The organism is Rhizobium sp. BK312 (assembly GCF_014193605.1).
In the GTDB taxonomy this organism is placed as follows: Bacteria; Pseudomonadota; Alphaproteobacteria; order Rhizobiales; family Rhizobiaceae; genus Rhizobium.
The window spans coordinates 23,750-41,086 of the sequence record NZ_JACHZP010000018.1; the positions used below are offsets into that span (position 1 = coordinate 23,750).

Annotated in this window: 16 protein-coding genes and 1 pseudogene; 10 read left to right on the forward strand and 7 right to left on the reverse strand. The window is 57.9% G+C overall.

Annotated features, from left to right (window positions below):
• Positions 1-6 precede the first annotated feature (6 nt).
• Together FHT85_RS29855 and FHT85_RS29860 are read left to right on the forward strand one after the other, a co-directional pair.
• Positions 7-309: a putative quinol monooxygenase gene (locus FHT85_RS29855; RefSeq protein WP_112411998.1), complete on the forward strand. Its 303-nt coding sequence runs from the start codon at positions 7-9 to the stop codon at positions 307-309.
• A 55-nt stretch (positions 310-364) separates the two neighbouring features.
• Positions 365-1,207: a type 1 glutamine amidotransferase domain-containing protein gene (locus tag FHT85_RS29860; RefSeq protein ID WP_183775080.1), complete on the forward strand. Its 843-nt coding sequence runs from the start codon at positions 365-367 to the stop codon at positions 1,205-1,207.
• A gap of 346 nt (positions 1,208-1,553) precedes the next feature.
• On the opposite strand, the gene FHT85_RS29865 is transcribed toward FHT85_RS29860, so the two are convergent.
• Together FHT85_RS29865 and FHT85_RS29870 are read right to left on the reverse strand one after the other, a co-directional pair.
• Positions 1,554-1,991, reverse strand: coding sequence for an acetyltransferase (locus FHT85_RS29865; protein ID WP_112412000.1), 438 nt, complete (start codon positions 1,989-1,991; stop codon positions 1,554-1,556).
• Positions 1,992-2,198: 207 nt separating this feature from the next.
• Positions 2,199-2,468 carry a multiprotein-bridging factor 1 family protein gene (locus FHT85_RS29870; RefSeq protein ID WP_112339429.1) on the reverse strand — a complete coding sequence of 90 codons (270 nt, stop codon included), beginning with the start codon at positions 2,466-2,468 and terminating at the stop codon, positions 2,199-2,201.
• A 102-nt stretch (positions 2,469-2,570) separates the two neighbouring features.
• On the opposite strand from FHT85_RS29870, the gene FHT85_RS29875 reads away from it, so the two are divergent.
• The 7 genes from FHT85_RS29875 to pepT all read left to right on the forward strand — a co-directional run bounded on the left by FHT85_RS29875 (position 2,571) and on the right by pepT (position 11,265).
• Positions 2,571-3,110, forward strand: a complete 540-nt coding sequence (locus FHT85_RS29875; RefSeq protein ID WP_162709717.1) for a hypothetical protein — start codon at positions 2,571-2,573, stop codon at positions 3,108-3,110.
• Positions 3,111-3,374: 264 nt separating this feature from the next.
• Positions 3,375-4,967 (forward strand): ABC transporter substrate-binding protein, encoded by a 1,593-nt coding sequence (locus FHT85_RS29880; RefSeq protein ID WP_112412002.1) that lies wholly within the window; start codon positions 3,375-3,377, stop codon positions 4,965-4,967.
• Between the two features lie 6 nt (positions 4,968-4,973).
• Positions 4,974-5,951 (forward strand): ABC transporter permease, encoded by a 978-nt coding sequence (locus FHT85_RS29885; RefSeq protein ID WP_112339432.1) that lies wholly within the window; start codon positions 4,974-4,976, stop codon positions 5,949-5,951.
• 12 nt (positions 5,952-5,963) lie between these two features.
• The gene (locus tag FHT85_RS29890; RefSeq protein ID WP_112412003.1) at positions 5,964-6,839 is read left to right on the forward strand and encodes an ABC transporter permease; all 876 of its coding nucleotides are present in this window, start codon (positions 5,964-5,966) and stop codon (positions 6,837-6,839) included.
• Positions 6,836-8,506 (forward strand): dipeptide ABC transporter ATP-binding protein, encoded by a 1,671-nt coding sequence (locus tag FHT85_RS29895; RefSeq protein ID WP_112412004.1) that lies wholly within the window; start codon positions 6,836-6,838, stop codon positions 8,504-8,506. The genes FHT85_RS29890 and FHT85_RS29895 overlap by 4 nt, the downstream gene beginning before the upstream one ends.
• A 96-nt stretch (positions 8,507-8,602) precedes the next feature.
• Positions 8,603-9,838, forward strand: a complete 1,236-nt coding sequence (locus FHT85_RS29900) for a CapA family protein (protein ID WP_183775083.1) — start codon at positions 8,603-8,605, stop codon at positions 9,836-9,838.
• 164 nt (positions 9,839-10,002) lie between these two features.
• A complete protein-coding gene (gene pepT / locus FHT85_RS29905) occupies positions 10,003-11,265 on the forward strand; it encodes a peptidase T (protein WP_162709719.1) in 1,263 nt (420 codons plus the stop codon).
• Positions 11,266-11,342: 77 nt separating this feature from the next.
• Here the strand turns inward: pepT and FHT85_RS29910 are convergent, their stop codons facing one another.
• Positions 11,343-11,609, reverse strand: a complete 267-nt coding sequence (locus FHT85_RS29910; protein ID WP_112339445.1) for a helix-turn-helix domain-containing protein — start codon at positions 11,607-11,609, stop codon at positions 11,343-11,345.
• 302 nt (positions 11,610-11,911) lie between these two features.
• On the opposite strand from FHT85_RS29910, the gene FHT85_RS29915 reads away from it, so the two are divergent.
• The gene (locus tag FHT85_RS29915) at positions 11,912-12,220 is read left to right on the forward strand and encodes a transcriptional repressor TraM (RefSeq protein ID WP_112412007.1); all 309 of its coding nucleotides are present in this window, start codon (positions 11,912-11,914) and stop codon (positions 12,218-12,220) included.
• Positions 12,221-12,223: 3 nt separating this feature from the next.
• Here the strand turns inward: FHT85_RS29915 and traR are convergent, their stop codons facing one another.
• The 4 genes and pseudogenes from traR to FHT85_RS29935 form a co-directional block, all read right to left on the reverse strand.
• Complete coding sequence (gene traR, locus FHT85_RS29920; RefSeq protein ID WP_112339438.1) at positions 12,224-12,928, reverse strand: transcriptional regulator TraR; 705 nt, start codon at positions 12,926-12,928, stop codon at positions 12,224-12,226.
• 993 nt (positions 12,929-13,921) lie between these two features.
• Positions 13,922-14,530: a J domain-containing protein gene (locus FHT85_RS29925; protein ID WP_183775086.1), complete on the reverse strand. Its 609-nt coding sequence runs from the start codon at positions 14,528-14,530 to the stop codon at positions 13,922-13,924.
• A 515-nt stretch (positions 14,531-15,045) separates the two neighbouring features.
• Positions 15,046-15,312 (reverse strand): annotated as a pseudogene (locus FHT85_RS29930) (dihydrodipicolinate synthase family protein); the annotation flags it as partial.
• Between the two features lie 184 nt (positions 15,313-15,496).
• Positions 15,497-17,317, reverse strand: a complete 1,821-nt coding sequence (locus FHT85_RS29935; RefSeq protein ID WP_183775089.1) for a chloride channel protein — start codon at positions 17,315-17,317, stop codon at positions 15,497-15,499.
• Positions 17,318-17,337 lie beyond the last annotated feature (20 nt).

Sequence of the window (17,337 nt, forward strand, 5' to 3'; positions counted from 1 at the left end):
CATTTCATGTCCAACAGTCCCCTTACCATCATCGCTATCACCACCGCCAAACCCGGCAGGGAGGCGGCGCTTGGCGCCGCCCAGGAAAAGCTCGTCGGAGAAACGCTCCTGGAAGATGGCTGCTTGCGCTACGAATTGCACCAGTCCCTCGATGACGGCCGGGTTCGCATCTTTGTCGAGACGTGGGAAAGCGAAGCCCAGTGGCGCGCCCATATGGAGGGTGCGGCAATGCAGCGGTTTCAGGCCAGCGGCGTAGGCGACTACTTCGCCGATTTCGCCCTGCATCGCCTGCTAAAGGTGGCGGGCTGAGCAGCCCGCATCACTCTTCGTTCACGCCATGATTCCAACATCCGGAGATATACCGATGAAACGCCTCCGTAGCCTTGCCGTCGCCCTAGCATTCAGCTTGGGCGTCCACAGTGCTCACGCCGCAAACGTCCTGATCGTGCTGTCCGATTCCGACCATCTCGATCTGAAGGACGGAAAGGTTTTCCAGACGGGTTTTTACCTCAACGAACTGATGCAGCCGGTAAAAGCCCTTCGCGACGCCGGTCATGATATCACCTTCGCCACACCGAGGGGCACCGCGCCGTCCGTCGACAAGACCTCGATCGACAAGATGTATTTCGGCGGCGATGAAGCCGCAATGAAAGCGAGCCAAACGCAGCTCGACGAACTCGGCCTGCTGTCGAGCACCGCATCGCCCGTGGTCAGTCTCGCCCGGGTCGAGCAGATCGGTTACGACCACTTCGATGCGGTCTATGTGCCCGGCGGTCATGCCCCGATGCAAGATCTTCTGGTGAGCCCGGAACTCGGCAAATTGCTTACCTACTTCCACGAGAAGGGCAAGACGACCGCGCTGGCCTGCCACGGGCCAATCGCGCTCATCTCAACGCTTCGGGATGCGAAGGGCTTCACCGCTCAGCTTGAAACGACAGGTGCAGCCAACGCCGGTGGCGAATGGATTTATGCCGGTTACAAGCTCACCGTTATCAGCAATCGGGAAGAAGAAATGGCCAAAGGATTGCTGAACGGCGGCCAGATGAAATTCTATCCTCAGACAGCGCTTGAGCAAGCGGGCGGTAAATTCAGCAAGGCCGATGAGCCTTTTGCTGCGTACGTCGTGACCGACCGCGAACTGATAACAGGCCAGAACCCAGCCTCGGCGCCCCTCGTTGCCCAAGAACTTCTGAAGCGGCTGCAATAAATCATGTAAGACAAAGCCGAGGGGCGGGCGTTGCCGACTCCGGTCAGCGATGCGCGCCTTTTCCGTTATCCGGCTAGGCAAGCCCAGCCGGATGCTGCATCAGCGGAAGTGACTGAGGATTTCCGGGTGGTAAGGGCCGAAGAGTGATCGCATTTCGGTTGCGCATGGTTGCCACAGCGCCTTTTCGCAGCAGTTGGCACTCCTGAGTAGTTTTGGGTCGTTAAAGCACGCCCGTTTTAATCGGAGTCATATTTGCTATGCTTCTCATGGCGATAACAGATTAGGCGGTGAACCCATTAACTTCAGCGTAGTGAAGCGCCGAGTTTGATGCCCGGAGCTCGGGTAATCAGCCCACATATTCCAAGTGTATGAGCGGATATGGCCTGCCTTGCCCATCAATCGGCGAACGGCCCGTCTGCCTAAATCCCATTCGTTCATAAAAGCGAACAGCTTGATCATTCTGTTCATTGACATCGGTTGTCATTTTTGGATGAAGCGTGAGGCCGTGCTGCACGAGGGCAGCACCAATACCGATTCCGCGCCGGGCGGGATCAACGAAAAGCGCTTCCATGTGTCCTTCGTCGATCAGCATGAAGGCCAGCGGGTAGTCATTTTCATCAACTCCCAGCCAGAGTGGTGCGTTGGGAAGGAAACCGCACACCATTTCATCAATAGCGAGGCGATCCTCAGGCGTTAGAAAGTGATGAGTAGCGTCAACTGCGCCTCGCCAGATTTCGATGATACGGGCACCCTCATCGGGGCGGGAAGGTCGGATCATAATCATGGGTCTCCGACTATAATATTTTGATCAAATCAGCAAAGCGACTTGCTGAATAGACTTAAATTTCACCGCCAGTTCTGATTCAGGCTCGGCATGAGCCGTTATCCCGCGGCCGCGAGAAAGTTAGCGGCCTTCGCAAGCTCGGCTGGACTCCAGTTCAGCATAGCCCGCGCGCCGCGGCATGCTCAATTGTGAGAACGCTACCGCTCTTCATTCCGGTTTCTTTAATCGCACGCCGGCGCCGCCACCGTTTTCCGGAATGAATTCAATCCCGGCTGTTTCCAGAGCCAATTGCATAGCCCTCAGATTTGCATTTGTTATGGATGGTGTGCCATCTTCGACTTCGGCGCGGCTCACTGTCGCGACACCAATCCCTGCTGCTTTTGCAAGATCTTTTGCGCTCCAGCGGATCATCGCACGCGCGGCGCGTAGCTGGGTGCCGGTGATTTTGTTGGACTCATGTGATTTCGAATTGATCAACTTGATCTCGTATGATACCTAAGTGTGATTACCTGCGGCTGCATTCGGTGCTGGAACACCAAACACAGCCTGACCACAACCAAGCTTATGGGAGCTCGGATCATGGCTGATTCCGACAATAGCAGAACTTTGTCTCCGGTCACCCAGGGAGACCTCCATTCGTTCGTCATGGAGTCTTTACCCACAAATCCGGAGCTTGCCGCCCGGCTGATCGCACCGCTCGACATCTTCAATGACGATCTGGCCTTTACGGTCTGGCGCGAATGGTGCGAAGCCCGGCAGCGGCTGATCGAAATGTGCCTGCGGCAGCAGGGGCTCGAAACCAGGCTTGTTTCCATGGTCGGTTCGCCATCGTCCGCGCCGGAAGCCTGGAGCGTCGCCGATGAAGAAGTCGGGTATAGCTCTGCTCTCAAGGAAGAGCGGCGGGCATCCGCCGCAGAGGATGAGGTGGCGGCAATGCTGTGGGAAACGCCGGCGCGATCAAGTGCCGGCGCGGCCGCGAAGCTCCATGCCATCGTCACCAAAGGGCAACCCTGTGTCACCAGCGACGAGTATCCCTGGCCGCAAATCCGCGCCGTCATCGCCGATCTGCTGAGGATCGACGCAAAAACCTCCACACCACCTTCGAACACGCTGATGTAGGAGCGGTCAACGTCTGCTGTCGGTGCAGACTGCTTTGCGGGCGACGGGGGTTTCAGTCTTACCATCCTCAGATCTCGTACGGGATGTTCCGGAGTGAATACTCGGGACAATTGCACCGCAGAGCACATTCATCTGCAGTGGATACTCTACAAAATGCTGCGAACCGGATCTCTGAGGACATCGTCCCAGTGAAGAACTTTCGGCGAAACCATTTTTGCCGCAGCGGCGCGACCGCAACAAAAAATCAAAAAAGGGAACTTCATAATGAAACCAGGAAGTCCATTTCGTCTGCTTCTCCTGAGCATGCTGGTGATCTTGCTTGCCGTAGCGAGCGTTCCAGCGGGGCAGGTGAGGGCACAGGAGCTTCGGATTGCCACGGCTTACAAGCTGATGACGCTCGATCCGCACTACGCCAATCTCAACGAGAATACCTCTCTGCTCTCCCACATCTATGAGCGGCTGGTCTATCAGGATGAGCACCTCGATCTGAAGCCCGGTCTCGGCATTTCCTGGCGCGCAACGTCTGCCACGCAGTGGGAGTTCAAGCTTCGGCCAAATGTCCGCTTTCACAACGGCTCGGCATTCACCGCTGACGACGTCGTCTACACGGTCGAACGCATCCGGGATTTCCTTAAACCGCCAAGCGGCGGCTTTCGCGCCTATGTCAGCGAAATCAAGGCCGTCTCGACGCCGGATCCTCTGACCGTGGTCATCGATACGAACGGTAATGTTCCCAACTTGCCACTGTCGCTTTCCTCGATCTTCGTGATGCATCGTCCTGGGCAGGGGTTTCAGACGACAGACGAACTCAACGCCGGCAGCCCTCCCGTCGGTACAGGTCCCTACAGGTTCCAGAGCTGGAGCTCCGGCGAGATGCTAAAGCTTGCCCGAAACGATGACTACTGGGGCGGCAGAGCCGCCTGGCCGGAGGTCACGTTCCGGGTGATCGAAAGCGCCGCCGCCCGCGTGGCGGCTCTGGCCACCGGCGCGGTCGATGTCGCGGATGCCATTCCGGCACGTGACGTCGCCTCTCTGAAGCAGCGCGGTGCCAGGATCGCCAGCATCAGCGCGGCGCGCGTCAATTTTCTGCAATTCGACACGGAAAGAGAGACGCTCCCCGGCGTCACGGATAAGTCGGGCAAGCCGATTGCCAATCCCTTCAAGAATCCCTCGGTGCGGCGCGCGCTTGCGATGGCGACGGATCGCGGAGTTCTGGTCGACAAGATCCTTGCCGGATATGCCACGGCCGCGGCGCAGGTCTTCCCAAGCGGTCTGCCGGGCACCTCGGCAAATCTGCAGGTTTCGCCTCCGAACTATGATGAGGCGAAAGCCCTTCTCGCAAAAGCGGGTTTTCCAGATGGCTTCAAACTCGTTCTCGCCGGACCTGCCGGCCGTTATCCCGGCGACGGGGAGAGCCTTCAGGCGATCGCGCAAAGCTGGGCTCGTATCGGCGTGAGCGTCCAGCCGGCGGCCTTTCCGTTCTCCGTCTTCAACACCAAGCGTGCTGCGGGCGACTTCGCCCTCTGGTACGGCGGCACTTCCGGCGAAGCAGTCGACATCATTCTCCATGCGCTGCTTGCTTCACCAAATCCGGACCGTGGAACCGGAGCCTTGAATTTCGGGCACTATCGAAGCGAAGCCTTTGACGCGATGCTGGCAAAGGCGGAGAGCCTCCCGGACGGCCCGGAGCGGAACAAGGCACTTGCCGACGCGACGGATTTCGTGATGGCCGATCAGCCGATCATTCCTCTCTACCACTTCCATCATATCGTCGCTTACGGTCCACGTGTTGGTTCATACGTGATGCACCCGCGCGGCTGGACGACGGCGATGCAGACGCTTCCGGCGACGGAGTAAGAGATCATGGCCTTGATTTCAGTTGCGCTTGGAAGGCTATCGCAGTCCGTCCTTCTCCTTTTCGCCATGTCCTTGATCGGCTTTATCGGCATCCACAGCATTGGCAATCCGGTCTTCAACATCGTCAATATCGAAACCGCCACGCCCGACGATATCCAGCGCGCGACGATCGCGCTGGGACTGGATCAACCCGTTTGGCGCCAATATGCCCTTTTCCTCGACAACGTCGTCCATGGAAACTTTGGAACCTCATACATCTACCATCAGCCGGCCCTTGCCCTGGTCATGAGCAAGCTTCCCGCGACGCTTGAGCTCGCATGTGTCGCGATGCTCGTCGCGGCTCCGGCCGGAACAGGAGTGGGGCTCCTGGCCGGCCGGAGGAAGGGCGGGCTCTTCGACCGCACCGCCCTCAGATCGAGCGTGTTCGCGCTGAGCATTCCGTCCTTCTGGCTGAGCATGATGCTGATCCTCTTGGGCGCGATCCTGACGGGCTGGTTTCCATCGGGCGGACGGGGCGCGACGGCGAGCTTCATGGGGTTGGAATGGAGCGTGCTGACCAAGGACGGCCTGTGGCACATGATCCTTCCGGCGCTCGCGCTCGCGATACCGAACATTGCCTTGATCGCCCGGCTTTCTCGATCGGGCACGATCGAGGTCGAAAGCCTGGACTTCACCCGGTTTTGCCGTGCGAAAGGGCTTTCCCCGCGAAGGATCCTGTTCCGCCATACGCTTCCGAACATCAGCGTGCCGATCATGACGATCATCGGCCTTCAATTTGGCGGCATGCTCGCTTTCGCGGTGGTCGTGGAATCGATTTTCTCATGGCCGGGCGTCGGAAAGCTCTTGATCGACTCGATCCAACTCCTCGATCGACCAGTGGTGATGGCAACGCTGACCTTCATCTCGGTCGCCTTCATCGCCCTGAATGCCTTTGTCGACCTCTTCCATGCCGTGCTCGATCCGCGCGTGCGCCTGGCCTCATAAAGGTGAACCGCCATGAAAGCTGAAATTCTCCGGGCGCTGAACAAGCGTCCCCTGCCGCGGATGCTCACGCCGTCCACGCTCCTGCTTGCAACCTATATTCTGCTGGCCCTAGCTGCGCCTGTCATTGCGCCGCAAAATCCGTACGCCCCACTGCAGATCTATGCATGGGAGGCATCCTCTCCGCCCGGCACGGCGGGCAGCGGCGGTTTTCTCTACCTGCTCGGAACGGACGGGCTCGGGCGGGATATCGTCAGCTGTATCCTCTATGGCCTGCGCATCAGCCTCGTGGTGTCGATCACAAGCGCGGCCATCGCCGCCCTGATCGGCCTCACAGCTGGCGTCAGCGCCGCCTATTTCGGCAGGTGGGTCGATGTTGCGATCATGCGGCTGGTCGATCTTCAGCTCAGCCTCCCGACGATCCTCGTCGCCTTGATTGCGATCGTCACACTCGGGCCCGGGATAGACCGGATCATTCTCGCGTTGATCATCGCTCAATGGGCGACCTATGCGAGATTGGCGCGCAGTGTCGCACTGAGCGAGACGAGAAAGTCCTACATGGACGCAGCCCGGCTGATGCGGCTGCCAACATCCAGGATCCTCTTCCGCCACCTGCTTCCGAACAGCATTGCGCCGGCCGTCACCTTGATACCGATCGAAGTCGGTCATGCCGTCGCGCTCGAAGCGACCTTGTCCTTTCTTGGCCTGGGCGTCCCGATCGACAAGCCGTCCCTCGGCTCCACGGTCGCAAACGGGTTTCAGTACCTTTTGACCGGCCAGTATTGGATCAGCCTTTTCCCCGGTCTCGCCCTCTTCGGCCTGATCGCAAGCATCAACTTCGTCGGAGAAGACGTTCGACGCCGTCTCGATCCAAGGAGCCGTTCGGTATGACATGCGAACCTGGAAAAACACCGCTGCTGCGGGTGACGAACCTTGGCCTTCGTCACCTCTCTGCCTCCGGACCGGCGGCGCTCCTGACGGATGTGAGCTTCGAACTTGGACGCGGCGAGATCCTCGGCGTCATCGGCGAGTCAGGCGCCGGAAAGTCGACATTGGGCAATGCCATCCTCGGCCTGCTTCCCCCTGGGTTTCAACGAACCTCCGGCTCGATCGAATTCGCCGGCAAGCCGATAGACATCATGGCGGGCGAGGGGGACGACCTCCGGGGACGGAGAATATCGGCCATCTTCCAAGACCATACCGCTTCGCTCGATCCTTTGATGAGCGTCGGGGCACAGGTAGAGGAAACAATCCTGGCGCTCGACGGATCCGTGCCGAGGCATGAGGCTCGCGCACGCGCTGTCGAGCTCCTGGCCCGCGTCGGAATTCCAGAGCCACGGAACCGGTATGGCAATTATCCTCATCAACTCTCCGGAGGACAAAGGCAGCGGGCTGTCATCGCAATCGCACTGGCGGGATCGCCCGACATCATCATCGCCGATGAGCCGACTTCGGCACTGGACGCCACGGTCCAGAAGCAGATTCTCACGCTCCTTCGAACCCTCGTCGATGAGACTGGTGTCTCCATCATCCTGGTCACTCACGACATGGGCGTGGTTTCCGAGATAACCGACCGTGTTCTCGTCATGAGAAGAGGCCAGGTGGTGGAACAGGACGGCACCACGGCCATTCTCGATGCGCCGGCAAACGACTATACGCGCGGCCTGCTTGCGGCGGTCCCGCGGCTTCGAATTTTGACGCCAAAGGAGGAGGGACAAGCCACTGCCGACCGCACCGTTTCTGCGGACGCGGGCGAGGGCGATGACCTGCTTCTCGTCGCTAAGGGTGTTTCAAAAACCTTCTCTCCGCGGGGCTTTGCGCGGATTCTTGGCCACAACTCACCCAAGTTCGCCTTGCGCGACGTCAACATCAGGCTGCCGCGTGGCACGATCACCGGCATTGTTGGCGAGAGTGGAAGCGGAAAGACGACGATCGGCCGGATCATTGCCGGCCTGGATGCTGCGTCCACGGGAACGGTCACGATCGCCGGCAACGAATTTGATGTTTCGATGAGCGGCCGCCGCAATCGACTTCTCGGCCGCGTTCAGATGATCTTTCAGGATCCGGCCGTGTCGCTCAATCCGAGGATGACCATCGGCGAGACATTGCGCGAAAGCTTCCGCTTTGGCGCAAGTGCGCACTCCCAGGACGAGCCGGCCGACATCGCGGCGATGATGGATCGACTTGGCCTATCCCGCGCCTTGCTCACCCGTCATCCACATCAGCTGTCGGGCGGGCAGAAGCAGCGCGTTTGTATCGCGCGGGCGCTGTTGGCGAGGCCGCAGATCATCATCGCAGACGAGCCTACGTCGGCGCTCGACGTATCGATACAGGCCGAAATCGTCAAGCTTCTGAAAGACAGCGTCACCGAAAAGAACATGACAATGCTCTTTATCTCTCATGACCTTGCTGTCGTGCAGCAGCTTTGCAGTTCCGTTTACATCTTCAAGGATGGCCGTATCGAAGATGTCGGACCCTCCGACTTCATCTTCTCCTATTCGCAAAATCCCTACACGCGCACCCTCATCGACGCCCGGCCCCGCCGGTTCGTCAGCTGAGGGCCGTCGGTCGCCACGGCTAGGTCTCAACCATTCTGGTTTCGACAATTTCGGTTCCAGACATCCGCGGCTCTTCACTGCCACGAAAGGTGACACATGAATGACAGGTTCACATTGGCCGTCACGGGCCAATCGCTCATAAAATATGATATCCGCGCCATCCGCGCTCCGGCGTTTCAGGCGGTTCAAGCCTTGCTTCGCCAGCCGGATCTTTCGTTCACCAATTTCGAAGGGACGATCCTTGGAAGCCACGGCGGCTGGCCGCTCAAAGGATCCTTTTTCGGCTGCAGCGAGCCGGTTGTCCTTGACGCGCTTCAGGCGATGGGGTTCGGAGCGCTTTCCCTTTCGAACAACCATGCCTTCGATCTCGGCCCGTCCGGTGTGCTTTCGACCCTGGAAGAAGTTGAAAAGCGCGGCTTCCTTCATGCGGGGCTCGGGCGCAACCAGACCGAGGCCTCGCGAGCGAGCATTGGGACCATTGCAGGGCAACAGGTCGCCATCGTCGCGATGGATGGTGGCCCTGGTCCGGATTTCATGTACGCGGCGAACGCAGACGTTGATCGGCCGGCGCGTCCCGGCGTAAACAGGCTTCGTTTGTCGCAGGTCATTGAGGTTGACGAGGCGGCCTTCGATCAACTTTGCTCGGTTCGAGAGAAGGTCGGCTACACTGCGATCGACCTCACCAATGACAGCCAACCCGACGATCCCCGGCTTCTGGATCCGCACCAGGAGATCGGGATCGCACGCGCCGTCTTCAAGCGATCGGCAAGTTTCGGCCGGAGCGTCAGGATCGATGAAAACGATATTGCGCGAAACCTCAGGTCGATCTCCGTCGCCGCCAGCGAGGGCTGCCTCACCATAGCCTATCTGCACCACCACCACTGGGCTTCCGACTGGTATCAGGTGCCGGAATGGGTCAGCGCCGTTGCAAGGCGGTGCATCGATGCCGGCGCGGCGATGTTTGTCAGCCATGGCGCCCCCGTTCTTCAACCCGTGGAAGTCTATCGCCGTCGGCCGATCTTTTATAGCCTCGGCAATTTTATCTTCCATGTGAGATCGGAGAAAACGACGTGGAGGGCACCTGAAGTGTGGGAGAGTGTTATCGGCGTGTGCTCTTATGCGCAGGACAATACCCTGATCGACATCCGCTTCTATCCGATCGTAATCGGAGGGGAGGAGGGCTTAAAGGATCGATTGCTCGAGGGGCGGTTGGTCCCACACCTTGTGGCTGGGGACGCCGCAAAGAGAATCCTGCAAAGATTTAGGGAGCAGTCCGCGAAGCTCGGCGTGGAAATCGAACTGCAAGAGGACATCGGCGTTCTCCGCGTCTGAGCGGCAAAGCCGAGCGCGCCGACGGAGAAGCTGGAGGTGCCCCTGATAGGGCAGGGGCAGGGAAAGATTAAAAATATGCGCCGGACCCTTGTGATCAGCGGCGCCTTTGCCCGTTACTGGCATTGCATAGAGGAAATTGAATGTATTCGATCGAACAAAAGACGATAGGGGTACGCGACGAGCTTGTCGGCCGGTTTTTCCGTTACCTTGCCATAGAAAGCCAGAGCAACGCCGCTGCAACGCATTTACCCTCTTCGCCTGGCCAGCTTGAACTTGCCAGCATGCTGGCAGGGGAATTGCGCGGCCTTGGCGTTAATGACGTCGTCATCGATGAGCATGCCATCGTGACGGGCGTGAAACGCGGCAATAGCCCAGGCGCTCCACGCATTGGGTTCATCGCCCATCTCGATACGGTCGACGTCGGCCTCTCCCCAATCATTCGGCCGCAGATCAAACGTTTCGACGGGCAGGACATGTGCCTCAATGCGCAAAAAGACATCTGGTTGCGGGTGGCGGACCATCCGGAAATTCTCGCCTGGCTGGGTGAGGATATCATTGTCGGCGACGGAACGAGCGTACTCGGCGCGGATAACAAGGCGGCAATCGCTATCATCATGACCCTTCTTGCCCGCCTTGGGCCGTCACAGCCCCACGGCGACATCGTGGTCGCCTTCGTCCCGGACGAGGAGATCGGATTGCGTGGTTCAAAGGTACTCGATCTTGACCGCTTCCCGTGTGATTTCGCCTATACCATCGACTGCTGCGAGCTTGGCGAGGTTGTCGTCGAGAATTTCAATGCTGCCTCGGGCGAGATCGTCTTTACCGGCGTTAGCGCGCATCCGATGTCGGCGAAGGGCGTGCTCGTCAATCCGCTGCTGATGGCCCTCGACTTCATCTCGCAGTTCGATCGCACCGAAACACCCGAATGCACGGAAAAGCGCGAAGGCTATTTCTGGTTCAAGGACTTGGTCGCCAATGAGAACGAAGCCCGGCTCAAGGTCATGATCCGCGACTTCGACAAGGCCGCGTTCGAGCAACGGAAAGGGCGTGTCGGTGATGTTGCGGCGTGGATCAGATCGAATTATCCGTCCGGCTCGGTACAGCATGGCGTAACCGACACCTATCATAACATCGCTGACTACCTCGGCGACGACAACCGGCCCGCCGAACTGCTGTTCAATGCTCTTGCGGCACTGGGAATTGAAAGAAAGCTCATTGCGATGCGGGGAGGAACGGACGGGGCGGCCCTGTCGGCGCGTGGATTGCCCACCCCGAATTTCTTCACCGGCGCCTATAATTTCCATTCGCGTTTTGAATTCTTGCCCATTGCCGCGTTCCAGAAATCTTATGAGACGGCTCTCATGCTATGCCGCCTCGCAGCGGATCCTGCGGGTGGGTACAACTGGTTTAAGAAAAAGGAGGTTTGACGAGCCAGCACGGCGTCTCTTTGCGGCTCAGATCATTGAAACGATTGCCGCCAGACATGAGGATTGTCCCGTTGAAATCAAATGTCGGAGGGTGATTCGGGGCTGGATTCGGCCATATTCTTGATATTGGAGCGGCCCTTTGACACGAGGAGTTCGAACGCCTCCACGTCAAGTATTTCGGCGAGGCTAGCAACCGTATCAATTGTCGGGCTGTAGACGCATCGCTCCAAGGAGCTGACATAGGTGCGATGGATGTCTGCGCGGTGTGCAAGCTCCTCCTGCGAAAGCCCTTTGGCGTTTCGCAGTCTCCTGAGATTGAGCGCAAAAATCTCTCGAATATTCATAGGCGGAGTCATGCGCCTTGCAGCGCATTCATCTACAGAGTATCCTCTACAATCGCCCTTTCGACACCACTACCTGGGTGTGGTTTTCCTCAAATCCATTTGTTGGATTACGTCAGAGATGATAGGGCCTCTTGGCCGAGGGAGGGCGACGAGTGGACAGTGCCGTAGGGGGCTGGGACGCATTGTCAGTCGCTTCGGTGCTCGGGGCTTGAGACGGATTCATCTCGGATTTTACCCCTCGGCTAGAATTTTCAGGTTCGCTGGCAGCGCGTGCACCCGACGAACCTACTAGGGAGACAGTGATGGAATCGGACGCTGCAAGTTTGTTGGGAAGGGTTGAGCTTCGGCCTCTGGTCGGGCTCACTCGTGGACTTTCGACGGCCGATCTGGAGGCGCTCACAGTCCAGGCTATTCGGGCCCATAGGCAGTTGGTTGCAAAGGCCGACGAGCTCTTTCAGGCGTTACCTGACGACTACAAAACAGGAAAATTGACCGGCGGCGCCCAGCATCTGCGGTCTATCGAAGCCAGCATTGAAATGCACGCACAGATGAGCGTGGTAAACACGCTGGTCACTATCCTTGGCTATATCCCGAGGGTATCGGTGAATTGAGCGTCAGATCAGTTTTTTGCGGATCGCAATAGCGGTCAGGTGCGTCGTCGTGTGAACGTTGAAGCGCTTCTTCGTCTCCGCAAGCTTGACGCGTACGCTGTTGTATTTGACGCCCTCCAGATCGGCCACTTCCTCCATGGTCTTGCCAACTGCAATCCAGCGAAGATAGGCTGCTTCCCTCGGGTCGAGATAAGCATTCTCCTCGACGGTGGGCGTCGCCCGCATAAACGCAATGCGGGCATGGAGTTGCGCCACCGCCGTCGCGGCGGCAACTGCATCGATCTCTTTATCGAGGTCGATTGTCGAGTTTTCTGAAGCCAAGGTGAACATCGCCATCGCGCCGTTCGCGGCGTTGACGGGTATGGTGATTCCGGAACGGATACCGAAATCGGCTGCATGCGCGTAGAACGAGCGCTCACCTTTTGAAAGCCGCGGACGTTCCTGTTCGCCGTTCCACATGAAAACACGTTTCAGCGATTTCGCGCGCTTCACGACAGGATCAAGCCTGGAATAATGTCGTTCGAAGTACACCGCCTGCCATTCCGGATGATAGTTCGAGATCGCGACGATATGGCTGGGCTGCATGTTGAGATAAGCATAGCCGCGAAAGCCGATCCGTGCAGTGAGACCTGAGAGAGCTTCCTCAAGGCTGCTTTGATCGCCTTCGAGTGCGGTGAGATCAGTCAGCTTATCAAGCCATTGCTGCATTCGCGTTCTCCTTGACGTTTGCCGTTCGTTGTCGACCCTCTGACAACTGGTCCTTCTCCTCCCGACTTGCGTGGACTGCATCGAACATACTGTATTACCAGCGGCTAATCCAACCGAAGCGTGTCACATTCGGTAAAAATGGACAACACCAGACGATGTTGAATACGCTGAAACGCAGGCGGTTAGGCCTCTTCTCGTCCTCATGACAGGTTTGCTTCGCTGCTTAAGCGATAGGAGTGGCGACAGGATCAAAAGGTTGCCGACAAGGACACACCAGAACAACAAGGTCGGAAACGTCCTTGATGATTTCGCATCGAAAGGAACTCCGTCGATCAGGGTGGGCGGCGCGGAAATCGACGTCTGAATAATCGCGCCGGCGGCAAAAGTGATGTCCACCTCTTTGCCCAATGCTCTGTGCTCAGCCTAGCAGGCTGGAACAATATTCCACTTTGGCGGTTGATCATCAGGGAAATTAAGGAGGATACGCAAATGCGGAAGATAATTATTGCCTGTGCGGCCGCCATCACCATCGGTGTTGCTGTGCCTGCGTCCGCTGAGGAGGTGATTGTCGACGGGCCTTCCTATGATCAAGGCTATCGTCACCATCGCCATCAGCATCCTTACGTTGCTTTGAGTGATCGGGGCATAGCCATCGGTTCGCGATCGCGATCGATACGATCGCTATAATGATCGCGGCCGATGCATGACAAGGAGCGTCACTCGCACGGATGAAAATGGCGATCAGGTTACCAAGACCATGAGACGCTGTGACTGACAGCGCCAATGCCGAAGCCTACAAACATGGCTTGTCCCGAAAGCAAAGTGTTTGCCTTCAGGACGAGCTTCGACCGTTTGATCTCGGATTACCAGCGTCAGGCGGCGCAGCCATTCGGCAGCCTCCGTTATCGAGAGTTACCGGAAACAATCCGGGCCAGATCAACTTGAATTGGCAGCAGTCTGCCAGTCCTTGACTGGCTCCAGTGTGTCTCGCACCTAACAGAAGCCATTGAGTTTCAGGATCCTATGAGCGTCGATTGCCGCCCGAAGCGCGTCTTCGGATGCGCGGTCTCCATCGTTTGCGTCGGGATGGTGCATCTTGAGCCTCTGTTTGTAGCGGCTTCTAATTTCATCCGGTGTTGCGCTCGGTGAAAGCCCGAGCGTTTCGAATGCCTTCGCTTCCAGCGCCTTGAGTTTGCGGGATTGAACGATCGCTTTTGCTGCTTGCCTTTGTGCAGCGCTTTTTCTTGCATTGATCGCTTTTGCCGTCCCGGAGCGAATTGCGGAGGGAAGGGGCGTTTCAGGCGAGTGATCGATCCTAACGCCCCAACTGGGACGGCTGCCGCTTGCCGCTTCCCTTTGGTAGCGGGCCGTGACGGGATTCGACAGTTTCGTCACGTAATTGTAGCCCTCGCTATACTCTTTTGCGTGAGCAAGGCAAAACAGCAGGTATAGCCCCTCAGCATCCGCTCCAACGGGAGCGCGGTGCATGCCATGATTGTCGCATCCGTCCCATTGGCATCTCGGCCCGGTTGTTTCGCGATGTTCAGCCGCTTTCTTCCGCGTCGGTCTCAGGCCGACAAAAATCTTTGAATCAGATGTCATGGCACCTTATACGGCGCTAATGCCAGGCGCGACAAGATTGCCTGACGCAGACGCCGATCCTTTTGACCTTCATCCGAGTTAGCGGGTCGGGTACCCGCGGAATCGCCAATGACTAAGGCTAAAGCATTGAAAATATTTGTATATATAAACTGGGAGAGAGCGCGAAGATAGTTAGCTGGCTAAAAACAGATAATAGTAATTATGGAACATCGCCTATCGAAGACATCTGAGTTCGCTAGCGGGTAGCCCGAGACGTACCGAGTTGCAGTAGATTCATTCATAATCCCTTCGCTCTTGCAGCTCGCTTGTTCTTGCTGAGGTCCCACAAGGACCGCACTGAAGTTCGCCCGACCAGCTTACAAGGTAGCAGCACCAGTCACGAACTCGCTGACATATGACGATTTCCCTTGTCACATACGTATGAAGCGGGCTGCGTCGAATGCGTTCGGACTGTCTGGTAGCGGCGTACTTAGAACGTCGGTTCATGAAGAGGTCGCCACCGCCGGATACCGGCATCAGGCGGTGGCAAGTTCGCCTGCTTCCCGCCATCTGCGCAGCAAAGCGAACAACTCTTCGCGGTCCTTCTCATCAAGACGTGGCACGCCCGGAACGCGGACAGGACCGACATCGAGGCCGGAATAGGTCACGGCCTCCTTGACGACGGTAACGTTTGTTCCGTTGCGGAACTTCGTGCGCATGCGTTCGAAGGGCTCAAGCTTGTTGACGATGGCGCGCGCAGCGGCGAAATCGCCTTTCTCCAAGGCAGCGTGAACGGCAAGCGCACGGCAGCCTCATGAATCTTGCTGTGGGCATGAAGGAGGTCGGTTACGAAAATCCTGTCCTGATCGCAGTGGGTAACGCTGTTTCGGCCCGCCAAAACACGACCGCAAATGCCTACGGGCTTGCGGAAAACCCCACGGGAGCTATAGGTGCGATCTCTCCGAAAAATTCGCGTCTGCTCAACGATCATTGGTCAGTGACCGCTTTCGGATGAGCTCCAAAATAAGGACGCCGCTCGAGTTCGGCAGATTTCAAGGAACTCCTGAGCCGCAACAAGTCCTTACGCGCGATTAGGCCAACAAGTTTGCCGGTCGATCGATCTACGATAGGGATTCGGCCGGTGTCTGCGGCGAGCATGAGATCGGCAATAAATCCGACGGTGTCGTCGGGATGACCGACGGGGAGCGAACCGTCAGAAATGTTTTCCTTAAGACTTTGGCCGGCAAGATCTTCGTCACCCTGCCAGCGCAGCACGTCGGCACGAGAGACCACGCCTGCAAGCAGGCCACTATCTTCGACGACCGGATAGACGCGATGGCTTTTTTGTTGAGATGAAAAGAAGCTACGGGCCTCTCCGACGCTTATATTTGCAGACAAAGTATCAACTTGCCGGATCATAATTTCGGATGCACGTGTCAGTTCAAAGGGATCAATGCCGTATTCGCGGGTGATATGCTGACCGCGACGTGCAATCTTTTCGGTCAGAATGGAACGGCGGAGCAGCAGAACGGTGACGGCGTAGGCTGTGACCGTCGCTGCAAGCAGCGGCACAACGGCGCTGATGTCGCCGGTGATCTCGACCGCGAAGAACGTTCCTGTCAAGGGCGCACGCATCGTACCACCCATCATGGCAGCCATGCCCAGCAAGGCCCAGAAGCCCGGATCTCCGGGAAAGACGAGTCCAATGAGCCAGCCGAGAGCACCACCGAGAATGAGGAGCGGCGCAAGCACGCCACCTGACGTTCCGGAAGACAGAGCCACCAGCCAGATCCCGGCCTTAACGAGAAGGATCGCAAGGACCGCTTTGGCTACGATATGGCTGCCCAACAGGTCCGAGATGATATCATAGCCGACGCCAAGCGCACGCGGTTCGATCAACCCACCAAGCCCTACTACCAAGCCACCGAGCGCAGGCCACCACATCCAGTGGATCGGCAACCGTTCGAAGGCATCCTCAATTTTGTAAAGTAAGGTCGTCAGCAGGCCGGACTGCAGACCGGAGATGATGCCCATCGCAACGCAGAGAAACGCGCTCCACCACGGAAGATGGCTCTGGAAATTGGTCGGGAAGAGCGGGCCCTGTCCGAACAGAAGCGGTCGCCAGTAGATCGAGACGCAAGCCGCCACCGCGACAGGAATGAAGCTGCGCGGTTTCCATTCGAACAACAACAATTCGACAGCCAGCATCACTGCCGCAATCGGCGATCCGAAAATCGCTGTCATACCGGCCGCAGCACCTGCAACCAGCAGCGTTTTGCGTTCCGCAGCGCTCATGTGGAAACATTGCGCAAACAGCGAGCCGATGGCACCGCCGGTCATGATGATCGGACCTTCCGCGCCGAAAGGGCCGCCGGTTCCAATGGAGATGGCCGATGAAAGCGGCTTCAGAAGTGCGACTTTGGGTGACATCCGACTGCCGCCGATCAGGATGGCCTCGATGGCCTCGGGAATACCGTGCCCGCGGATCTTGTCAGAGCCGAACCGGGCCATCAGGCCGATCACGAGGCCACCGATCACGGGAGCCGCCACCATCCAGGCCGATCGCGGCGCATTCGCGAGTGAAGACGCTTGCGTGCTGACGTGTCCGAGCCACACAACGTTTGTCACAAGCGAAATCAAATTGACGAGTAACCAGGCGGCTAACGCGCCGCCCGTGCCGACGATAATCGCCATGCCGATCAATAAAAGCACGCGCTTATCTGTTGTGAAATCGCCAGCCTCCCGTCGGGCAAGGCCGCCGGTGAAGTCATGTTGACGATGGTGTGGTCTGCTTTCCGGGTTTTTCAATGCGTTGTCTCCAAATCGCG

What these genes read in the sequence shown, in the direction of transcription:
- FHT85_RS29860 (WP_183775080.1), top strand. Translation starts at nt 365, where the DNA reads ATGAAACGCCTCCGTAGCCTTGCCGTCGCCCTAGCATTCAGCTTGGGC.
- FHT85_RS29855 (WP_112411998.1), top strand. Translation starts at nt 7, where the DNA reads ATGTCCAACAGTCCCCTTACCATCATCGCTATCACCACCGCCAAACCC.
- FHT85_RS29895 (WP_112412004.1), top strand. Translation starts at nt 6,836, where the DNA reads ATGACATGCGAACCTGGAAAAACACCGCTGCTGCGGGTGACGAACCTT.
- FHT85_RS29880 (WP_112412002.1), top strand. Translation starts at nt 3,375, where the DNA reads ATGAAACCAGGAAGTCCATTTCGTCTGCTTCTCCTGAGCATGCTGGTG.
- FHT85_RS29865 (WP_112412000.1), bottom strand. Translation starts at nt 1,991, where the DNA reads ATGATTATGATCCGACCTTCCCGCCCCGATGAGGGTGCCCGTATCATC.
- FHT85_RS29910 (WP_112339445.1), bottom strand. Translation starts at nt 11,609, where the DNA reads ATGAATATTCGAGAGATTTTTGCGCTCAATCTCAGGAGACTGCGAAAC.
- FHT85_RS29875 (WP_162709717.1), top strand. Translation starts at nt 2,571, where the DNA reads ATGGCTGATTCCGACAATAGCAGAACTTTGTCTCCGGTCACCCAGGGA.
- traR (WP_112339438.1), bottom strand. Translation starts at nt 12,928, where the DNA reads ATGCAGCAATGGCTTGATAAGCTGACTGATCTCACCGCACTCGAAGGC.
- FHT85_RS29900 (WP_183775083.1), top strand. Translation starts at nt 8,603, where the DNA reads ATGAATGACAGGTTCACATTGGCCGTCACGGGCCAATCGCTCATAAAA.
- FHT85_RS29915 (WP_112412007.1), top strand. Translation starts at nt 11,912, where the DNA reads ATGGAATCGGACGCTGCAAGTTTGTTGGGAAGGGTTGAGCTTCGGCCT.
- FHT85_RS29890 (WP_112412003.1), top strand. Translation starts at nt 5,964, where the DNA reads ATGAAAGCTGAAATTCTCCGGGCGCTGAACAAGCGTCCCCTGCCGCGG.
- FHT85_RS29885 (WP_112339432.1), top strand. Translation starts at nt 4,974, where the DNA reads ATGGCCTTGATTTCAGTTGCGCTTGGAAGGCTATCGCAGTCCGTCCTT.
- FHT85_RS29925 (WP_183775086.1), bottom strand. Translation starts at nt 14,530, where the DNA reads ATGACATCTGATTCAAAGATTTTTGTCGGCCTGAGACCGACGCGGAAG.